This window comes from Candidatus Blochmanniella camponoti (assembly GCF_023585825.1).
Lineage (GTDB): Bacteria > Pseudomonadota > Gammaproteobacteria > Enterobacterales > Enterobacteriaceae > Blochmanniella > Blochmanniella camponoti.
Map to the genome: position 1 here is coordinate 307344 of NZ_CP097751.1, position 18615 is coordinate 325958.

15 protein-coding genes, 4 tRNA genes and 1 pseudogene are annotated in these 18615 nt (G+C 31.0%); 2 read left to right on the top strand and 18 right to left on the bottom strand.

The window, feature by feature from the left end; genetic code table 11:
- Window positions 1–73: 73 nt before the first annotated feature.
- From M9394_RS01275 to dapF, 6 genes and pseudogenes are all read right to left on the bottom strand, one after another.
- Window positions 74–472, bottom strand: coding sequence for a 3'-5' exonuclease (locus tag M9394_RS01275; protein WP_250250178.1), 399 nt, complete (start codon window positions 470–472; stop codon window positions 74–76).
- A 31-nt stretch (window positions 473–503) separates the two neighbouring features.
- Window positions 504–1623: pseudogene (locus tag M9394_RS03355) on the bottom strand (3'-5' exonuclease).
- Window positions 1565–1798 (bottom strand): UvrD-helicase domain-containing protein, encoded by a 234-nt coding sequence (locus M9394_RS03360; RefSeq protein WP_420022165.1) that lies wholly within the window; start codon window positions 1796–1798, stop codon window positions 1565–1567. Before M9394_RS03360 ends, M9394_RS03355 begins: the two are co-directional and overlap by 59 nt.
- Window positions 1741–2022 (bottom strand): UvrD-helicase domain-containing protein, encoded by a 282-nt coding sequence (locus M9394_RS01285; RefSeq protein ID WP_250250180.1) that lies wholly within the window; start codon window positions 2020–2022, stop codon window positions 1741–1743. Before M9394_RS01285 ends, M9394_RS03360 begins: the two co-directional genes overlap by 58 nt.
- 63 nt (window positions 2023–2085) lie before the next feature.
- Window positions 2086–2802, bottom strand: a complete 717-nt coding sequence (yigB, locus tag M9394_RS01290; RefSeq protein ID WP_250247199.1) for a 5-amino-6-(5-phospho-D-ribitylamino)uracil phosphatase YigB — start codon at window positions 2800–2802, stop codon at window positions 2086–2088.
- A 169-nt stretch (window positions 2803–2971) separates the two neighbouring features.
- Entirely contained in the window at window positions 2972–3796 is an 825-nt protein-coding gene (gene dapF / locus M9394_RS01295) for a diaminopimelate epimerase (protein WP_250250182.1), read from the bottom strand.
- Window positions 3797–4864: 1068 nt separating this feature from the next.
- On the opposite strand from dapF, the gene hemC reads away from it, so the two are divergent.
- Window positions 4865–5767: a hydroxymethylbilane synthase gene (gene hemC / locus M9394_RS01300; RefSeq protein WP_250250184.1), complete on the top strand. Its 903-nt coding sequence runs from the start codon at window positions 4865–4867 to the stop codon at window positions 5765–5767.
- A 46-nt stretch (window positions 5768–5813) separates the two neighbouring features.
- Window positions 5814–6563, top strand: a complete 750-nt coding sequence (gene hemD, locus M9394_RS01305) for a uroporphyrinogen-III synthase (RefSeq protein WP_250250186.1) — start codon at window positions 5814–5816, stop codon at window positions 6561–6563.
- A gap of 113 nt (window positions 6564–6676) precedes the next feature.
- Here hemD and M9394_RS01310 read toward each other — a convergent pair.
- The 12 genes from M9394_RS01310 to ilvG form a co-directional block, all read right to left on the bottom strand.
- Window positions 6677–6750: transfer RNA gene (locus tag M9394_RS01310), tRNA-Pro, on the bottom strand.
- A gap of 113 nt (window positions 6751–6863) precedes the next feature.
- Window positions 6864–6949, bottom strand: a tRNA-Leu gene (locus M9394_RS01315).
- A 22-nt stretch (window positions 6950–6971) separates the two neighbouring features.
- A tRNA-His gene (locus tag M9394_RS01320) sits at window positions 6972–7044 on the bottom strand.
- A 44-nt stretch (window positions 7045–7088) separates the two neighbouring features.
- A tRNA-Arg gene (locus tag M9394_RS01325) sits at window positions 7089–7162 on the bottom strand.
- A 569-nt stretch (window positions 7163–7731) separates the two neighbouring features.
- Entirely contained in the window at window positions 7732–8991 is a 1260-nt protein-coding gene (rho, locus tag M9394_RS01330) for a transcription termination factor Rho (protein ID WP_250247195.1), read from the bottom strand.
- Between the two features lie 433 nt (window positions 8992–9424).
- Complete coding sequence (trxA, locus tag M9394_RS01335; RefSeq protein WP_250248073.1) at window positions 9425–9751, bottom strand: thioredoxin; 327 nt, start codon at window positions 9749–9751, stop codon at window positions 9425–9427.
- A gap of 230 nt (window positions 9752–9981) precedes the next feature.
- Window positions 9982–11457 (bottom strand): ketol-acid reductoisomerase, encoded by a 1476-nt coding sequence (ilvC, locus tag M9394_RS01340; protein ID WP_250250188.1) that lies wholly within the window; start codon window positions 11455–11457, stop codon window positions 9982–9984.
- A gap of 60 nt (window positions 11458–11517) precedes the next feature.
- A complete protein-coding gene (gene ilvA / locus M9394_RS01345; RefSeq protein ID WP_250247192.1) occupies window positions 11518–13062 on the bottom strand; it encodes a threonine ammonia-lyase, biosynthetic in 1545 nt (514 codons plus the stop codon).
- 8 nt (window positions 13063–13070) lie between these two features.
- Window positions 13071–14921 (bottom strand): dihydroxy-acid dehydratase, encoded by a 1851-nt coding sequence (gene ilvD / locus M9394_RS01350; protein WP_250250190.1) that lies wholly within the window; start codon window positions 14919–14921, stop codon window positions 13071–13073.
- 65 nt (window positions 14922–14986) lie between these two features.
- Complete coding sequence (locus M9394_RS01355; protein ID WP_250250192.1) at window positions 14987–15916, bottom strand: branched-chain amino acid transaminase; 930 nt, start codon at window positions 15914–15916, stop codon at window positions 14987–14989.
- 59 nt (window positions 15917–15975) lie between these two features.
- Window positions 15976–16212, bottom strand: coding sequence for an acetolactate synthase 2 small subunit (gene ilvM / locus M9394_RS01360; protein WP_250231737.1), 237 nt, complete (start codon window positions 16210–16212; stop codon window positions 15976–15978).
- 1 nt (window position 16213) lies between these two features.
- Complete coding sequence (ilvG, locus tag M9394_RS01365; protein ID WP_250247189.1) at window positions 16214–17857, bottom strand: acetolactate synthase 2 catalytic subunit; 1644 nt, start codon at window positions 17855–17857, stop codon at window positions 16214–16216.
- Window positions 17858–18615: the final 758 nt, after the last annotated feature.

Sequence of the window (18615 nt, forward strand, 5' to 3'; positions counted from 1 at the left end):
ACTTGCTGAAAATTCAATAAAATAGCAATATAAGTTTATACGAATAACAGGGCTTCACTCTTGATGAGCGACATCAACATACTTTTAAACAATCTATCGGCAATTCATTAACAAATCTAGATGGTAATTGAATGACCGTCTCTTTTCCGTAAATATAACGAGTTTCTGAATAACTAATTGTTAATTTATGCATAGCACGTGTGATGCCAACATAAATTAATCTACGTTCTTCTTCTAATAATTCTTTGTTAGTTAAAGAAACATAATTTGAACAAATCCCTTCTTCTAAGCCTATAATAAATACTTGGGAAAATTCTAATCCTTTTGAAGCATGTAACGTCATGAGTTGTACCGCATCTGAATAAGTATTAAATAAATTTTCTTCAAATTCTAAAGAAATATACGATAAAAATTGTTGTAATAGATATGTATTTACTGTTGATGCTGATAGAATACTGTATTGCTTACTCATTGCTATAAACTCTTCAATACTTTGTATGCGTTCATAATATGTTGGTATTGATATATTTTTTATACATATTCCATAATCCGACTTGCCTAATAATATAAAAAATTTGTTCATGCAAGGACAATGCGATGGGAATTTGATTTTTTAAGGAATCTATCAATATAATAAATTGTTTTAGAGCAATAGCAGATCTTCCTTTAATAATTTTTTTATTTGAAATAAATAAGCTACTTTCCCACAAACTTAAGTGATTTAAATTAGCGTATTTGTTAATAACTTCTAAAGTGCGTTGACCAATTCCTCTATTAGGGGTATTAATGATTCGCATATAAGCAGTATCATTATTCTGATTAATAATAAATTTTAAATAAGCTATAATATCTCTAATTTCTTTGCGTTCAAAAAATCCTATTCCTCCATATATGTGATAAGGTATATTTTTTTAATAAAATTTCTTCTAATAAACGAGATTGAAAGTTATTTCGATATAAAACAGCGCACTCATTTAGCAAACCATGTCGTTTTTTTTTCCAATCTATTAGATTATTTGCTACGAACATAGCTTCATCTATTACATTTAAAGCACAATAAAGGGAAATAGCATCTCCTTTATTGTTACATGTCCATAAATTTTTCTTAAAACGTGTGTCATTTTTACAAATGAGAGTATTGGCAGCTCTTAAAATATTATTAGTAGAGCGATAATTCTGTTCTAATGTAATAATCCGTACACGTGTAAAATCTTCTAAAAATCGTTGAAAATTTTTTACTTGCGCTCCTCTCCAACCATAAATAGATTGATCATCATCGCCAACAATCATTAAATTATTATTTTTTCCTGATAAAAGGCATAACCAAGCATATTGAACCGTATTAGTATCTTGAAATTCATCCACTAAAATATTAACAAATCGTTTTTGATAATAATGTAAAATATTCGGATAATTTAAACATAACATATATACGCGTTTCAATAATTCATTAAAATCTATTAATCCAGAACGATTACATATGTCTTGATAAGACTGATAAATTCGGAACCATGTCATTTTTATTGAATTGCTATTAATATTTATATTTGGAATATCTGGAATCTTATTTTTTCTCACGATTGATATAATGCATAGCTTGATATACGCCATACTTGTTCTCATTTAAGTTAAGTGAGCGCATTAATTGTTTCAAAAGTTGAATTTGATCGTTGTTATCGAGGATTTGAAAATTTTTTGGTAAATTTGCATCTACGTAATGAGCACGTAGTAACCGATTTGCTAATCCATGAAAAGTATTAATCCATAAATCACTTTTTTTTGAACACCAATTAAAGATTGTATACGATTTCGCATGACTGAAGCAGCTTTATTCGTAAAAGTAATCGCCATTATTGACCATGGTGTATATTTTTTTACTAATTGTAACCAGAGAATGCGATTAACTAATACTCGAGTTTTTCCGCTACCAGCTCCAGATAACACCAATATATTTTGATCATTAGAAGTTACCGCTTCTTGCTGTTTATCATTTAGTTGATCAAGAATGTCATAAACATTCATAAAACAGATAACACATAGTAAATAATTGTTTATAGATATATGAATTCAACACAACTATTAACATTATAATAAATATGTTAATGATGTTAATTTTGAAATTTTCAAATGTGGTAACAGTGTTGCATCAATTGAATAAAATTGATTTAAGTTATATTGACTAATCCAACAAGCCTGCATCCCAGCATGTATTGCTCCTTTTATATCTGTATTCAAGTCATCTCCTACATGTAGGATATTTTTACAAGATATTCCAAAACGCTTAGAAGCTAAATAATACATATCTTTATAAGGTTTAGCGCGACCATTAATTCCAGCACGTAGTACATCTTGAAAATATTGTTGTAGTCCACAAGAAATAGGATTCGCATTGCCATTAGTGATTGCAATTAATGGCCATTTAGAACTTAATGCCGATAACACATTATGTGTACTAAGAGAAATATCGATTTTGTTGCGCCAATGTATAATAATTTCCATAGCGTAATCAGCGCCTAATTGTGCTTCATTTTTAGTTAATCCTGATTGTAATAAAATTATCTTTAAAGATTTCCAACGCCAATAATTTACGTCATGACAAATATTTGGTTCTATAAATTGAAGCATTTTACGCGATTGATAATAATCCCTATTTTGTATTTTAGATAATGCAGGATGATATTGTTGCAAAAACAATATTGACTTTTCTTCAGCCCGATTTATTACTGGATAATTATCGTATAATGTGTTATCTAAATCTAAAGTTATAGCATGAAAAGGCTGTAATGTACGGTAAACATGCATAATTTATACCTTTAATATCATTAAATTACAATCGTTATTTTTTCAATGAAATATTTATATCATCACTACATTATATTCATATAATGCATAAAAATTAAATACTAAATAAAGTTTCAATATAAAATGTGTGAGTTAAAAACAATAACATTATGGTAGATATATTGTATGTTTATAAATTAATGTATCCATCATATACATAAGATGTTGATCCAGACATATACAATGCATTATTTGCCCCTTTCCAATTTACTGATATAGTACCTCCAGGCAAGCTTACGTTTACTGATTCATATAATAACCCCTGTTGAATACCTACGGCGACTGCCGCGCAGGCGGCAGTTCCGCAAGATTGAGTTTCTCCCACACCGCGCTCATACACTCGTAATCGAATATTATTACAGTTAATAATTTGCATGAAACTTACATTGACTCGTTCTGGAAAACAATGATGATCTTCTAATGCCGATCCTAATGAAGTAACTTGGATATTTTCTATTTTTTCTACTAAAATAATACAATGAGGATTACCCATAGATACTACACCGCATAGTATTACTTGTGTAGGTAAAAATAAAATATAAGTTTTTTGATATTGTGATGTATAAAACGGAATAAGTTTTGGATCAAAAATAGGTGATCCCATATTAACAGATACGCGATTGTTACTCATAATAGATAGTATTATATGATTAGCGCGAGTACTAATATGAATGTTTTGTTTATTAGTTAATTTTTTTAAGCAGACAAATTGCGCAACACAACGTATACCATTACCACATTGACTTACTTCCGTTCCGTCCGCATTATAAATTCGACAATGAAAATCTATTGTTGGATCATAAGGAGGTTCTACTATTAACAATTGATCAAAGCCAACTCCATAATATCGATTTGATAAATATCTGATGTTTTCAGAAGTAAGATGTATATTTTGAGTGATAGCATCTATGATGACAAAGTCATTACCCAACCCGTTCATTTTGGTAAATCGCATACCTTCCTCGCATAACATCACGCATCACTGAGCTTTGTAAATGGTTTTAATGTTTTATTATACTCAACTATTATTGATTGTATTATATTTATTGCAACATCTGAAAGAAATGCAAATACCGTTGATTACATTGTAAAATAGAATACATAAAGAATTTTACTTATATCATAGCACAAAGAACAAGCTCATTCTTTTTAGAAAATATTTTTTTTGGATGATAACAAATAAAAAAATGATTACATCCGTGTAATCATCATAACACCTTCGCAAAAAAAATACTTTATAATGTTTATCTTTTTAATTATTTATTTGAATTTTATAAATTTTATATAATAACTAATATATCTATTGAAATTAATTTTTATTATCATAATAATGTTTATCATCAGTAATGATCAATAAAGGTATGCTCTTATTTAAAACAAGAATATCACTGTTTATAACAGTACAGTTTTTTATAAAAAAGCATCCTTTTAAACTATTACAACAAAAATGATAATACTTAAATAACTAAAAAATACCGAATAATCTATATGCATAGATTATTAATACTTGTTACCTTCTTTGTTTTCATCAATAATTAAAGTATCGCATGTAAATAAATGAAATTAATTTTGTAATTAATAATAATCAAACCATTTTATACAAAATTTTTTATTTTCAATATTTATAAAAACATAATAAAAAATTTAAATTTTAAATGGGATAATATTTAAATACTATAAATAATAATATACAAAGAGAACTTTTTTCTATACTTTATCGAAGAAATATTTATTTAAATATTAATTTTTAAAATATCAAAATACTATGATTTTATACGATATACAATATCGTCACAAAACTACTGATGATTTGCCTAAACATTTTAATTGCATAAAGATTAAAATCTGAACTTAACGTATTACTCTTATTACTTAATTATAAAAAAATAATTAAAACTGATTAAAATAATAAACATTTATTTATCTTACAAATTTTCTAACAAAGATCTCTTATAATATAATTATATAAAACATTTAAATTAATTGAAGATTACAATCATATTGTCCTAGAATAATTATACTGATGAAAACTAAAATTTTAAAAATTGCTACACGAAAAAGTCAACTTGCTATTCGTCAAGCTCAATATGTTCATGATGAATTAAAACATTATCATCCAACATTAAACATAGAGTTAATGCCTATTGTAACAACAGGAGATAAATTTTTAAATATTGATGCAAAAAATAAAATTAAAAAAGGTGCATTTATTAAAGAATTAGAACATGCATTAATAAACTTTCGTGCCGATATTGCTGTTCATTCTATGAAAGATATTACAGTACCTTTACCACATGAATTAATTCTTCCTGTTCTATGTAAACGCAATGATCCACGTGATGCCTTTGTTAGTTTAAAATACCCTAACATAGATACGTTACCTATTGGTAGTACAATAGGTACATCAAGTTTACGCAGACAATGTCAAATACGAGCGCAGCGCCCAGATCTAGTAGTCAGTAACTTACGAGGTAATATAGATACTAGATTAAAAAAATTACAATATGGACAATATGATGCAATAGTTTTAGCTGTGGCTGGACTACAACGATTACAGTTACATGAGTACATTCGTGTTCATATTGATCCGTCTGATCTATTACCAGCAATGGGACAAGGTGTTATAGCTATTGAATGCCGTTCGGATGATGCTGATATTTTATCCTTATTATCGCCATTATATCATCAAGAAACCTCATTTCGTGTCAAAGCGGAACGCGCTGTTACTACTTATTTGGAAAGTTATTGTCACTTACCAATTGCTAGTTATGCTGAAATTGAAGAGGATCAAATATGGTTACGAGCACTGCTTGGATTACCTGATGGTAGCAAGATTATTCGTACTGAAGGAAGAGCGCCTTTAGATCAAGCAGAAAAATTAGGTTTTATCCTTGCTGAAGATTTATTAATTAAATTTAAACAATAACATGTTTTTATTTGATTAAATTTAATCATGTATCGAATTAACAATTATGAATATTTTAATTACTCGTCCTTCTCCATATGGAGAACAATTGGTAAATAAATTATTTTCTTTTGGTAAATTTGCATATCATTTGCCATTAATTTGCTTTTCTACAGGAAAAGAATTATGTTCATTAGAACAAAAATTAAATCTACTTTCTGAAGGAGATTTTTTGTGCATTATATCACAGAATGCACTTAAATATGCTCATAATCAGTTACTTGACATAGGAATATCTTGGCCTACCAAATTAGCATATTATTCTATTGGTCATGCGACTAGTGTAATGATGTACAAGTTATCAGGAATATTAGTGAAATATCCTACAATCCAGGAAACTAGTGAAAATTTGTTACAATTACCTGAACTAATATATAGCTATGGGAAGCGTGCTCTTATTCTGAGAGGCAATAATGGACGTACTGTGTTAGACGACACTCTTCAAAGAAGAGGAGTGTTTGTCGCATCCTGCGAATGTTATACTAGACAACCGTTGCAGTATAATAGAGAAGAACAATTATTTAAGCTATTAGAATTAAATATTCAAATAGTAGTAGTTACTTCTTGGGAAATATTACAACACCTATATTATTTAATTCCTGAATCTTATCGTACATCTTGGTTAATACGATGCAAATTAATCGTAGTAAGTGTGCGTCTAGCTCAATTAGCTAGACGTTTAGGTTGGACAGATATTATTGTAGCGCAGTCAGCAAACAATGAGATACTAACTCATATTTTAATTAAGAATTCATAATTTATGAACACTCTAATCCATATGCAAATAATCATTTCTATGAATACATATAAAAGTTATATAAACTATAATAACAAAAAATACTTAATCTTTCTTAATATGATTTATGGGAATCGGCGAGAGAGGATTTGAACCTCCGGCCTCCTGGTCCCAAACCAGGAGCGCTACCAAGCTGCGCCACTCGCCGATGCTTTACTAACTTTCATATAATTTTTTCATATTATATATATCTTCCATTGAAGAATATTGAAATACTAACAACCAATCATTTCATTTGCGATATAATAATAATTATTTTTCTGCGAAGGAAGGGATTTGAACCCTCACGTCTTGATCAAGACACTAACGCCTGAAGTTAGTGCGTCTTCCTATTCCGCCACCTTCGCTTTATGTCATTTATTTTTAATGGGTGATTGATGGGATTCGAACCCACGACTTCTGGAACCACAATCCAGAGCTCTACCAACTGAGCTACAATCACCATCGATTAACTTCAATTTTTTCATAAAAATTTAAATAAATCAATGCGTCCGACAGGATTTGAACCTGAAACCTTCGCCTCCGGAGGGCGATGCTCTATCCAGTTGAGCTACGAACGCTGAATTAGCATATATATTTAATGCAAATTAATATCAACAAAATATGGTTGGTTTAATCAATTTGCATTAATAATTTTTTGGTACATATATATTGTTTACTGAATTTCATTAAAAACAACATGCAGAAAAAATTTCTATGAAAATCAAAGAGTATTTTATAGTTTATCGTGTATCTTATATAAAAAATATTTATAAATACTGATATACTCATAAAACTATATATTAAATGAGAGAAATAATGTGAACACATCTTCAACATTAACATATGCATATTCTATCACATATCTGACACTTATATCATATATTTTAATTAATTAAAAATTTATTACTTATACGTGAAGATATTGGAAATATATAGGTATATAAGTATTTTAAATACTGCTGTAATACTTAATTCATAAAAATAAACCATTATGAAAAATATACAGGAACAACAATTAAAAATTTTATATAGATAATTTATTAAATAAATTTTTATATAAGAATCTGAAAATTGTCGCCATAGAAAATGGAAAATAGTTTTTTTAAAAATATGTGTTAATACAGCAAACAATAATTATTGCAATAAATTAACAACGCTTCATCATATCAAAGAATTCATCATTGGTTTTAGTCATAGATAATTTATTCATCATGAATTCCATTGCATCAATTTCACTCATTGGATGAATAATTTTTCGTAAAATCCATATTTTTTGAAGTTCATCTTGAGTAGTTAATAGTTCTTCTTTCCTAGTTCCAGAACGATTGTAATCAATCGCCGGGAAAACACGCTTTTCAGCTATTTTCCTTGACAAATGTAGCTCCATATTGCCAGTTCCTTTAAATTCTTCATAAATTACCTCATCCATTTTTGATCCAGTATCTATTAAAGCAGTAGCTATAATAGTTAAGCTTCCTCCTTCTTCCATATTACGAGCCGCTCCAAAAAAACGTTTTGGACGATGTAAAGCATTGGCATCAACCCCTCCTGTCAACACTTTTCCGGATGAAGGTACTATAGTATTATAGGCTCTTGCCAATCGAGTAATGGAATCTAACAAAATAATAACATCTTTTTTGTGTTCTACTAATCGCTTAGCTTTCTCAATTACCATTTCAGATACTTGAACATGACGAGATGCTGGCTCATCAAAGGTAGATGCAATTACTTCTCCGTGCACTAAACGTTGCATTTCAGTAACTTCTTCTGGACGTTCATCTATCAAAAGCACTATTGATACGCAGTCTGGATGATTATGACTCATGCTTTGTGCAATATTTTGAAGAAGTATGGTTTTTCCGGCTTTAGGAGGCGCTACAATTAACCCGCGCTGTCCGCGCCCAATAGGTGATGCTAGATCCAATACTCTTGCAGTTAAGTCTTCCGTAGAACCATTGCCTCTTTCCATGCGTAATCGTGAATTGGCATGTAATGGAGTGAGATTTTCAAACAAAATCTTATTACGAGCATTTTCTGGTTTATCATAATTTACATCATTTACTTTAAGCAATGCAAAATAACGTTCACCTTCTTTTGGAGGTCTAATTTTCCCAGAAATAGTATCTCCGGTACGTAAATTAAAACGACGAATCTGGCTTGGAGACACATAAATATCATCTGGTCCAGCAAGATAAGAGCTATCACTAGATCTAAGAAATCCAAAACCGTCCTGTAATATTTCTAATACACCATCTCCAAAAATATCTTCTCCAGTTTTAGCATGTTGTTTAAAAATAGCAAAAATAATATCTTGCTTGCGCATACGTGCTAAATTTTCTAGACCCATACTTTCTCCGAGATGTACTAATTCAGAAACTGGTATATTTTTTAATTTTGTAAGATTCATAATTATGGATTCTTAAATTGGAGTTATATAACTGTTGGTATTACAAAAATAAAGTATACATGTAACATAATGGAATAATTTCCTTTACAACACATATTTTGATTGTCTATCCTATGCCTACAATATCGAGCATGAATAAACGTTAAAGTATGTGCTTACTATTGGATTATCACAGAAAATAGATTTATAAAAAAATCCAGCGGTAATCAATATAACCATATTGGAAATATAGTCTATAATCAATTTATACGATTAAATTGTATTACCTGTTATTGCCGCTATTATATAGCGGCAATATATTTATATTCCATTATAAATAAACATTTATAATTAATCATATACGACATTCTGTCATTCTACTGTAATCCTAAAGAAACGTCTACTAACATATAAAAGAATTTTAAAATTATAAATGTTTCAAATAAGTACTCATTTATATATGTATCTTTAAAAATTCTTGTAATTTTGGTTTGGACAGCAACCCTACTTGAGTAGATAACACCGTTCCATGACGAATCAATAATAAAGTTGGGATGCTCTTAATTCCATAGTTTTTTGTAGTTATTGGATTTTCATCTATGTTTAATTTTGCTACTTTTAATGTGTCATTAAACTCAACAGCAATATCTTCTAAAATAGGTATCATTGCTTTACAGGGATTGCACCATTCAGCCCAAAAATCAACCAAAAAAAGATTGGTAGAATTTGACACCGTTTCTTTAAAATTAGAATCTGTCAGGTGCATGATAATTTGATTCATTTATCCTCCTTATAATTTATTTTCTTCTAATCATTATATATAATTAATATTAATTTATTTATTTTATGTATATTGTTGAATATTTAAAATTATTTATATCATTGACTATGTAATATGATTTTTTATTGTTTTTATTTAAAAAAAATTCATTCTTATTTAGGAATCAACTCAGAAATCTTTCATTGTAATAATATCACTGTAATTACAAGAATTTAGTTCCGTTTTAATCATTAATTAAACGATAGACTTTTCATGTTTTGCATATAACTTCTTAGTTGAATTCCAACTTGTTCTATTGTATGATTTCGAATCATGTCATTAGTATTACGCAAAACAATGTTATCAACATTAACATTTTTGGATGACATACCTAAATCTCCTGTTCTTAAATTAGGCATTATAGTCTTTTTTAACAAAGGTACTACCTTATCACAAAATAAATAATTACCGTATTCTGCAGTATCAGAAATTACCATATTCATTTCATATAATTTTTTACGAGCTATAGTATTTGCAATCAAAGGTAACTCATGTAATGATTCATAATATGCTGATTCTGGTGCTATTCCAGATTTTATCATTGTGTCAAAGGATAATTCTACACCTGATTTGATTATAGCTACCATTAATATCCCATAATCAAAATATGTTTGTTCCAAAATTTCTTGTTGATAACTTGGAGCTTGTTCTAATGGCAGTTGACTAGTTTTTTCTCGCCAATTAAGTAATTTAGAATCATTGTTTTCCCAATCCAACATCATTTCTGTAGAAAATACTCCATTAAGTATATTTTCCATATGTTTTTCAAAAACTGGTTTTAATATATTTTTTAGTTTTTCAGATAATATAAAAGCACGTATTTTAGAAGCGTTAGATAATCGATCCATCATTAATGTAATACCTCCTTGTTTTAATGCTTCAGTTATGACTTCCCAGCCACATTGAATGAATTTTCCTGCGTATGCAGCATTAACACCATTACTAATCATATAATCAAAACAAAGAATAGATCCGGCTTGTAACATTCCACATAAAATAGTTTGTTCTCCCATAAGATCTGATTTAACTTCTGCTACAAATGAAGATTCTAATACCCCAGCGCGATGACTACCAAGTGCAAATGCCCAGGATTTTGCTAATGTCATACCCATATCATATGTATCGTTTTCTTCGTGTACGGCGATTAAAGCAGGTACTCCAAATCCTCGTTGATATTCTTGACGAACTTCTGTACCGGGACATTTTGGAGCGACCATGATGACAGTAATATCTTGACGAATTTTTTCTCCAACTTCTACAATATGAAATCCATGCGAATACCCCAACGTGGATCCATGTTTCATTAAAGGTTCTATTTGTCGTATCACTGATGTGTGACATTTATCTGGAGTTAAATTAATAACTACATCTGATTTGGGAATAACTTCGTCATAAGTTCCTACAGGAAATCCATTCCGTGTTGCTCTTTCCCAAGATTCTTGTTTATTAAGAATAGATTCATGACGTAAAGCGTATGTAATATTTACCCCCGAATCTCTCATATTTAAACCTTGATTCAAACCTTGAGATCCGCAGCCTATTATAGCTACTTTTTTAGATAATAATGCCTGAATTCCATTAGAAAATTCATTGTTACTCATAAATCGACATTTTCCCAAATGTTTTAATTTTTCTATAAAAGTTAATGTATTAAAATAATTAGCCATAAAATATCTCTCTTAAATAATGTTAAAAATAATTCAATAACTTTCCGTTAAAATGTTTTATTAATTTAAAAATACTTCAAACACTGGATTAGTTGTAACATCGTGCCATTCGTATCCTAATTTAGATAGATATTCTTTAAATTCTGATTCTTTTTGACTAGATAGTTCAAACCCGGCTAGAACACGTCCGTAATCAGTACCATGATTTCGATAATGAAATAAAGAGATGTTCCAATTAGCACCTAAAGTATGAAGAAATTTCAATAATGCTCCTGGAGCTTCTGGGAACTCAAAACTAAAAATTCGCTCCTGTAAAGGCTGGAATAAACGTGCTCCTACCATGTATCTAACATGCAATTTAGCCATCTCGTCGTCAGATAAATCTACAACGTGAAAACCATTAGCGAGTATTTCTTGAACTATTGTTTTTCTTTCGGAACGCCCGTGCTTCAAACGTATACCAATAAAAATACAAACGTTTTTAGATCCATTGAAGCGATAATTAAATTCTGTTACTGATCTGTTTCCTAATATTTTATAGAATTCTAAAAAACTACCTTTTTTTTCTGGAATAGTAATCGCCATTAACGCTTCTCGTTGCTCTCCTAGTTCGCAACGTTCTGAAATATAACGTAGTTCATGAAAATTTATATTGGCACCTGAAAGAACATGAGCTAATCTTTCACCTCGAATGGCATATTTTTGAATATACTTCTTCATTCCAGCTAATGCTAACGCACCTGAGGGTTCAGCAATAGCACGTACGTCTTCGAATAAATCTTTTATTGCAGCGCAAATTGCATCATTATCTACTGTAATTACATCGTCTAGGTATTCTTGACATAAACGAAATGTTTCATTACCAACACATCGTACAGCTACTCCCTCAGCAAATAGACCTACTTTATGTAACCACACTGGCATACCAGCCGATAAGGCGGCACATAATGAAGCCGATTCTGCTGATTCAACTCCTATAACTTTTATTTGTGGCATAAGATGTTTAATTAATACAGCAACACCTGCAGCTAAACCACCCCCTCCTACTGGAACAAAAATGCGATCTAAATGAGCATCTTGCTGCAATAATTCCATAGCTAACGTTCCTTGTCCCGCGATTACCGTTGGATGATCAAATGGAGGAATAAAAGTTAATTGATGTTTATCAGCTAAATACATAGCTTTAATTTTAGCCTCATCAAAATTAGCTCCACATAATAACGGTTTTCCTCCAAAATCACGTACCGCATCTATTTTTATGTCAGCAGTATTTATAGGCATCACAATCAAAGATGTAATACCTAGGCGAGTAGCAGAAAAAGCCACCCCCTGAGCGTGATTACCTGCTGAAGCGGTAATAACTCCAGAAGATTTTTGTGTTTCATTAAGACTTGAAATCATAGCATAAGCTCCACGTAGTTTAAAGCTATGTACTGGCTGTCTATCTTCTCGTTTAACTAATACAGTATTTTCAAGACGTTCTGACAATTTGTTCATAATTTGTAATGGAGTTATTTGAGCTACTTCATACACATGAGAGCGCAAAGCAGTACGTAAATATTCTGCAGGACATGGTGCATGAGAAAAAGAATAAAGTTTTTTCATTTAGGATGTTATCCTAATAATTTAGATTTATCACGAACCGCGCCTTTGTCTGCGCTTGTTACTAAGTGGGCGTATGCTTTTAAAGAAATAGATATGTTTCTATTTCTGTTTGTTGGAGTCCACGCTTTATTTCCTCGAGCAATTTCTGCTGCATATCGTATTTTTAATATATGCTCAGAAACTTCTAAGGTAATACTACGCATGCTAATATCGATGTTAATTATGTCCCCGTCATGTACTAATCCAATTAATCCTTTATTAGCTGCTTCCGGAGATATATGACCAATAGATAGTCCTGATGTTCCTCCTGAAAATCTACCATCTGTAATCAAAGCGCAACACAAATCCAACCCCATGGATTTAAGAAAAGATGTTGGATATAACATTTCTTGCATACCTGGTCCACCTTTTGGTCCTTCATATCGAATCACAATAATATCGCCAGAATGTACGTTTCCTGTTAAAATTGCTTGAACAGATTCTTCTTGACTCTCATACACCTTAGCTGGTCCACTAAATTTTTGAAGGTTTATATGAACTCCAGCTGTTTTTACAAGACATCCATCGACAGCAAGATTGCCGTATAATACTGCTAAACCTCCATCTTGGCTATAAGCATGTTCACGTGAACGAATACACCCAGAGCAACGATCCGTGTCTAACGAAGTCCATCTGTTTTTTTGAATAAAAGCTTGTATGCTACGTATTCCTCCTGGTGCTGCAGCATACATATTTTTTGATTCAAAATTATCACATGAAACAATATCATAATTTAATAACGTTTCTAATAAAGATTTATTCAATATATTGCGTGTGTCTTCATGTAATAAACCACAACGATGTAATTCACCAAGTACACCCATTACTCCTCCAGCTCGATGAAAATCTTCCATGTGATATCGTTGAGTATTTGGAGCGACTTTGCATAAATGTGGTACCTTTCGAGATAATTTGTCAATATCTGCCATAGTGAAATCTATCTCTCCTTCTTGAGCGGCCGCAAGTAAGTGCAATACAGTATTAGTAGAGCCACCCATTGCAATGTCTAACATCATTGCATTTTCAAAAGAAGACTTGTTAGCTATATTACGCGGTAAAACAGAATAATTATTTTCTTCATAATAAGATTTGGCTAAATGAACAATATATTTACCGGCATTCAAAAATAATTTTTTACGATCAGAATGAGTAGCCAACAACGATCCATTACCCGGTTGTGCTAATCCCAATGCTTCTGTTAAGCAATTCATGGAGTTCGCCGTAAACATCCCTGAACAAGACCCACATGTAGGACACGCTGCCGATTCAATGCGTTGTTGATCAACATCAGAAATATTAGGATCTACTGAACAAGTGATTGCGTCAATCAAATTTAACTTAACGTTTTGATCAGACAAAGTTACTGTACCAGATTCCATTGGTCCACCTGATACAAAGATAGCTGGAATATTTAAACGTAATGCCGCCATTAACATTCCAGGTGTTATTTTATCGCAATTAGAAATGCATACCATAGCATCAACGCAATGGGCATTAATCATATATTCCACAGAATCAGCAATAAGATCTCTAGATGGCAAAGAATATAGCATGCCGCTATGACCCATGGCAATTCCATCGTCTATTGCAATGGTATTAAATTCTTTTGCAACTCCTCCAGTAATATTAATTTGTTCAGACACTAATGCTCCTACGTTTCGTAAATGTATGTGCCCAGGAACAAATTGGGTAAATGAATTAACTACAGCAATAATCATTTTATCAAAATCTGCAGTGGTCATACCTGTAGCACGCCATAATGCTCGAGCACCAGTCATATTACGACCATGCGTAGTAGTAGTAGAGCGATATTTAGGCATATTTAAACTCCAGTATCCTATATTATTGAATATTGATGATCTTAAGAATTAATATTTGCATCAATTTAGTATTGCTGATGCACTGGATCTAACCAATTCCATTGATCTTCAGTGATTCCGGTAAATAAATTAAAAAATAAGTGCTGTAATTTTTTAGTAATGGGTCCGCACATACCAGCACCTACCTTAATTCCATCTACACTACGTACTGGAGTTATTTCGGCGGCAGTACCAGACAAAAATATTTCATCAGCTATGTATAGAGATTCACGGGACAATACCTGTTCTTGTACTTCTAAACCAATATTTACTGCTAATTTAATAATAGCATCACGTGTGACTCCAGGTAAAATAGAAGAAGCACATGGTGGCGTTAAAAGAATATTATTTTTAACTTCAAATAAATTTTCACCGGAACCTTCTGAAATATAACCATATATATCTAAACCTATTCCTTCTTGATAACCATTGCGGTGAGCTTCATTACTAATTAACATAGATGATAGGTAATTTCCGCCAGCCTTCGCTGTGCTTGGAAGGGTATTTGCTGGAACTCTATTCCAGGAAGATACCATAACATCAATCCCTTGTGTTAAAGAATTTTCTCCCAGATAAGGCAACCAAGAAAAAGCTGCTATAGCAATGTCGGTGGCGTATCCGGGAGTCGGATTAATTTTCATGCCTACATTTCCAATAAATACGAGAGGACGGATATATGCATTAATTAAATTATTCTTTCGAATAATAATTCTACAGGCTTCCATCAAATCATCAATACTCCAAGAAATAGGCATACGATAAATTTTTGCGGAATTATATAATCTTTGTATATGTTCACGATGACGAAATATAACGGGACCTTTATGTGAATTATAACATCTCATACCTTCAAATACTGATGATCCATAGTGCAAAGCATGAGACATTACATGTACTTTAGCTTCCTTCCATGGTACGATTTCTCCATTAAACCAAATAAAGTTTGATATATTCATCTGATATCTTCCTCGGTAATATAGTCGAAGAAAGTATGAATGTAACTACTATTTTTAATTTATTCAATTTTAATATAATGTATATCCATTAATTTATTTAATTGTGCAGATAATAAATATATTGCTCTATTGCTAGAAACAGTTAATAAAATGTTTATTTTCTTCTTGTTGAACTTACTATATGACAACATATTTAATGTATGTAACTCAAATCCACGATGACGAATAACCCGTAGAATACGTTCAAGTACCTCTGGGCAAAACCTGGCTTTTATAAACAACGAATAATGTGTCATATTACTGCTCCAACATAGCATCTTCATTTGAAGAACCAGGCGGAACTAATGGCCAAACGTTTTCATGTTCATTAATCAACGCATGTAGTAAAAAAGGTCCTGTATGTGTAAATAACATATTAATTGCGTCTAAAATTTGAGATGTATAAGTAATACATATTCCATGAATATCAAATGCTTTAGCCAAAACAAGAAAGTTGGGATTATCTGTTAATGTAGTTTCACTGTAACGTTTATTAAAAAATAATTGTTGCCATTGACGCACCATTCCTAAACGTTGATTATCTAACAAAACAATTTTAATAGGCAAATTTTTACGTTTAATAGTGGCGAGTTCTTGTATGTTCATCATAAATGAACCATCACCAGAAATACATATCACCATATGATTGGGTCGGCCAATTTGAGCCCCAATAGCTGCGGGAGTGCCAAACCCCATGGTTCCCAGCCCTCCAGAAGTAATAAAATTCTCTGGACGACTGAATTGCATATGTTGAGCAGCCCACATTTGATGTTGCCCAACATCTGTAGTAACCACAGTATCGTAAGGAGCATTTTCACTAATTGTTCGTAATAAAGTTGGAGCATAAATCTTATCATCAGATGATTGATAAGACCAACGGTACTTCAATTTTAAAGATTTTACTTTTTTTCTCCATGGATCAATAGACAAGGATTGTGTTAGCGCAGATAACAAATCGTTTAAATTGCCAGATAAAGAAACATTCGCTAAGCGCAGTTTACTAAATTCTGAAGGATCAATATCCACATGAATTACTTTTGCTTGTGGAGCAAAAGTATGTAATCGTCCAGTTACTCTATCATCAAATCGAGCTCCTATCGCAATTAATAAATCAGACTTTTGTACTGCTAAATTAGCTGCTTGGTTTCCATGCATGCCTAACATTCCTAGATAACAATCTTCCGTATAATCTGGTGCACCTAGTCCTTTTAACGTGACTACGGTAGGTATTTTAGTTTTAGAAATAAATGTACGTAATGAAGTTACCGCTCCAGCCATACCTACACCTCCTCCTACATAAAGTATCGGTTGATATGCTTGCAGCATTAACACTCGAGCTTTTTCTATATCATTTTCAATACTACAAATATCTTTTTTATTAATACAGTAGTTTGAGATTAATTTTCCAGTAGACAATTGAATATCTTTTGGTATATCTATTAATACTGGGCCTGGTCTTCCTTCAGAAGCAATAAAAAATGCTTCATCAATAATATCAGGTAACATGTTTAATGAATGCACTAAAAAGCTATGTTTAGTGCAAGCTAAAGATAAACCTAATACATCTATTTCTTGAAATGCATCAGTACCAATAAATTCTAATCCCACTTGTCCGGTAATAGCTACTATAGGGATGGAATCTAATAATGCATCAGCTAATCCAGTGATAAGGTTAGTAGCTCCTGGACCAGAGGTCGCAAAACATACACCAATTTTTCCAGTAGCTCGAGCGTATCCTATAGCAGACATAATTGCTCCTTGCTCATGCCTACATAATAAATGCTCTACTTCAGAGTCAAACAATGCATCATACATCGGCATAATTGCCCCACCCGGATAACCAAAAATAATTTCCACACCTTTTTTTCTCAGCGCTTTTATGGTCCACTGAGCTCCGTTCATGTTTGTTTCCTCGTATGATTTTATGAATGAAATAATAATCTAATCAGGTCACTGATGTAAATAAACCGATTTTGAATCAATTGCAAAGTGTATGGAAATTACATATTGTTTATTAGATTCAAGTAGATTTGGAATATCAGTAAATATTTGTACGCAAAAACGTTTAAAACAATTTTATTTTTTTTAAAATGATTATGCATTGCGTGTTAACTGCATGAACAATCTTTTTATTTTTAAAATTAAATAATATAATAATTTTTTGGTTTAAAGTGAAATATTGTTGTTTATATAGAATTTCGTCTACATGGCTATATATCGTATAATTATTGATAGTTAACTTTTGACATAACGTTTCATTATATATTATGTTAAAAACTAACAATAATATTTTAAACCAGTAATTTCTGAGTTTTTGTAAGTATATGAATTCAAATAATATTGATAATAATATTATTTGTTAAGCTTCTGAGTCTGTTTTATACTAAAACCACTCTTAATCACGTTAAGAGTGAAAAATTTTAATTTTCTTAACATTAAAAAATATCGAACCTTGTTTTATTCTTAATGTTTTTAGTACATACTAAACTACCATATGGTATATATTTTATTTAATTGTATAGTATAACTTCGTTATATTTTATGTATCACATATAATTGGATTTGGCAATGATGTTTTTAAAATAATATTATTTCTGTGTAATCGCTGATTATGATTATCATCTAATTTTTGTCATTATTTGTTTTCTGTTATTGTGATA

What these genes read in the sequence shown, in the direction of transcription:
- rho (WP_250247195.1), bottom strand. Translation starts at nt 8,991, where the DNA reads ATGAATCTTACAAAATTAAAAAATATACCAGTTTCTGAATTAGTACAT.
- ilvD (WP_250250190.1), bottom strand. Translation starts at nt 14,921, where the DNA reads ATGCCTAAATATCGCTCTACTACTACTACGCATGGTCGTAATATGACT.
- trxA (WP_250248073.1), bottom strand. Translation starts at nt 9,751, where the DNA reads ATGAATCAAATTATCATGCACCTGACAGATTCTAATTTTAAAGAAACG.
- hemC (WP_250250184.1), top strand. Translation starts at nt 4,865, where the DNA reads ATGAAAACTAAAATTTTAAAAATTGCTACACGAAAAAGTCAACTTGCT.
- M9394_RS01285 (WP_250250180.1), bottom strand. Translation starts at nt 2,022, where the DNA reads ATGAATGTTTATGACATTCTTGATCAACTAAATGATAAACAGCAAGAA.
- ilvG (WP_250247189.1), bottom strand. Translation starts at nt 17,857, where the DNA reads ATGAACGGAGCTCAGTGGACCATAAAAGCGCTGAGAAAAAAAGGTGTG.
- M9394_RS01275 (WP_250250178.1), bottom strand. Translation starts at nt 472, where the DNA reads ATGAGTAAGCAATACAGTATTCTATCAGCATCAACAGTAAATACATAT.
- hemD (WP_250250186.1), top strand. Translation starts at nt 5,814, where the DNA reads ATGAATATTTTAATTACTCGTCCTTCTCCATATGGAGAACAATTGGTA.
- ilvM (WP_250231737.1), bottom strand. Translation starts at nt 16,212, where the DNA reads ATGACACATTATTCGTTGTTTATAAAAGCCAGGTTTTGCCCAGAGGTA.
- ilvA (WP_250247192.1), bottom strand. Translation starts at nt 13,062, where the DNA reads ATGAAAAAACTTTATTCTTTTTCTCATGCACCATGTCCTGCAGAATAT.
- yigB (WP_250247199.1), bottom strand. Translation starts at nt 2,802, where the DNA reads ATGCATGTTTACCGTACATTACAGCCTTTTCATGCTATAACTTTAGAT.
- M9394_RS01355 (WP_250250192.1), bottom strand. Translation starts at nt 15,916, where the DNA reads ATGAATATATCAAACTTTATTTGGTTTAATGGAGAAATCGTACCATGG.
- dapF (WP_250250182.1), bottom strand. Translation starts at nt 3,796, where the DNA reads ATGCGATTTACCAAAATGAACGGGTTGGGTAATGACTTTGTCATCATA.
- ilvC (WP_250250188.1), bottom strand. Translation starts at nt 11,457, where the DNA reads ATGGCTAATTATTTTAATACATTAACTTTTATAGAAAAATTAAAACAT.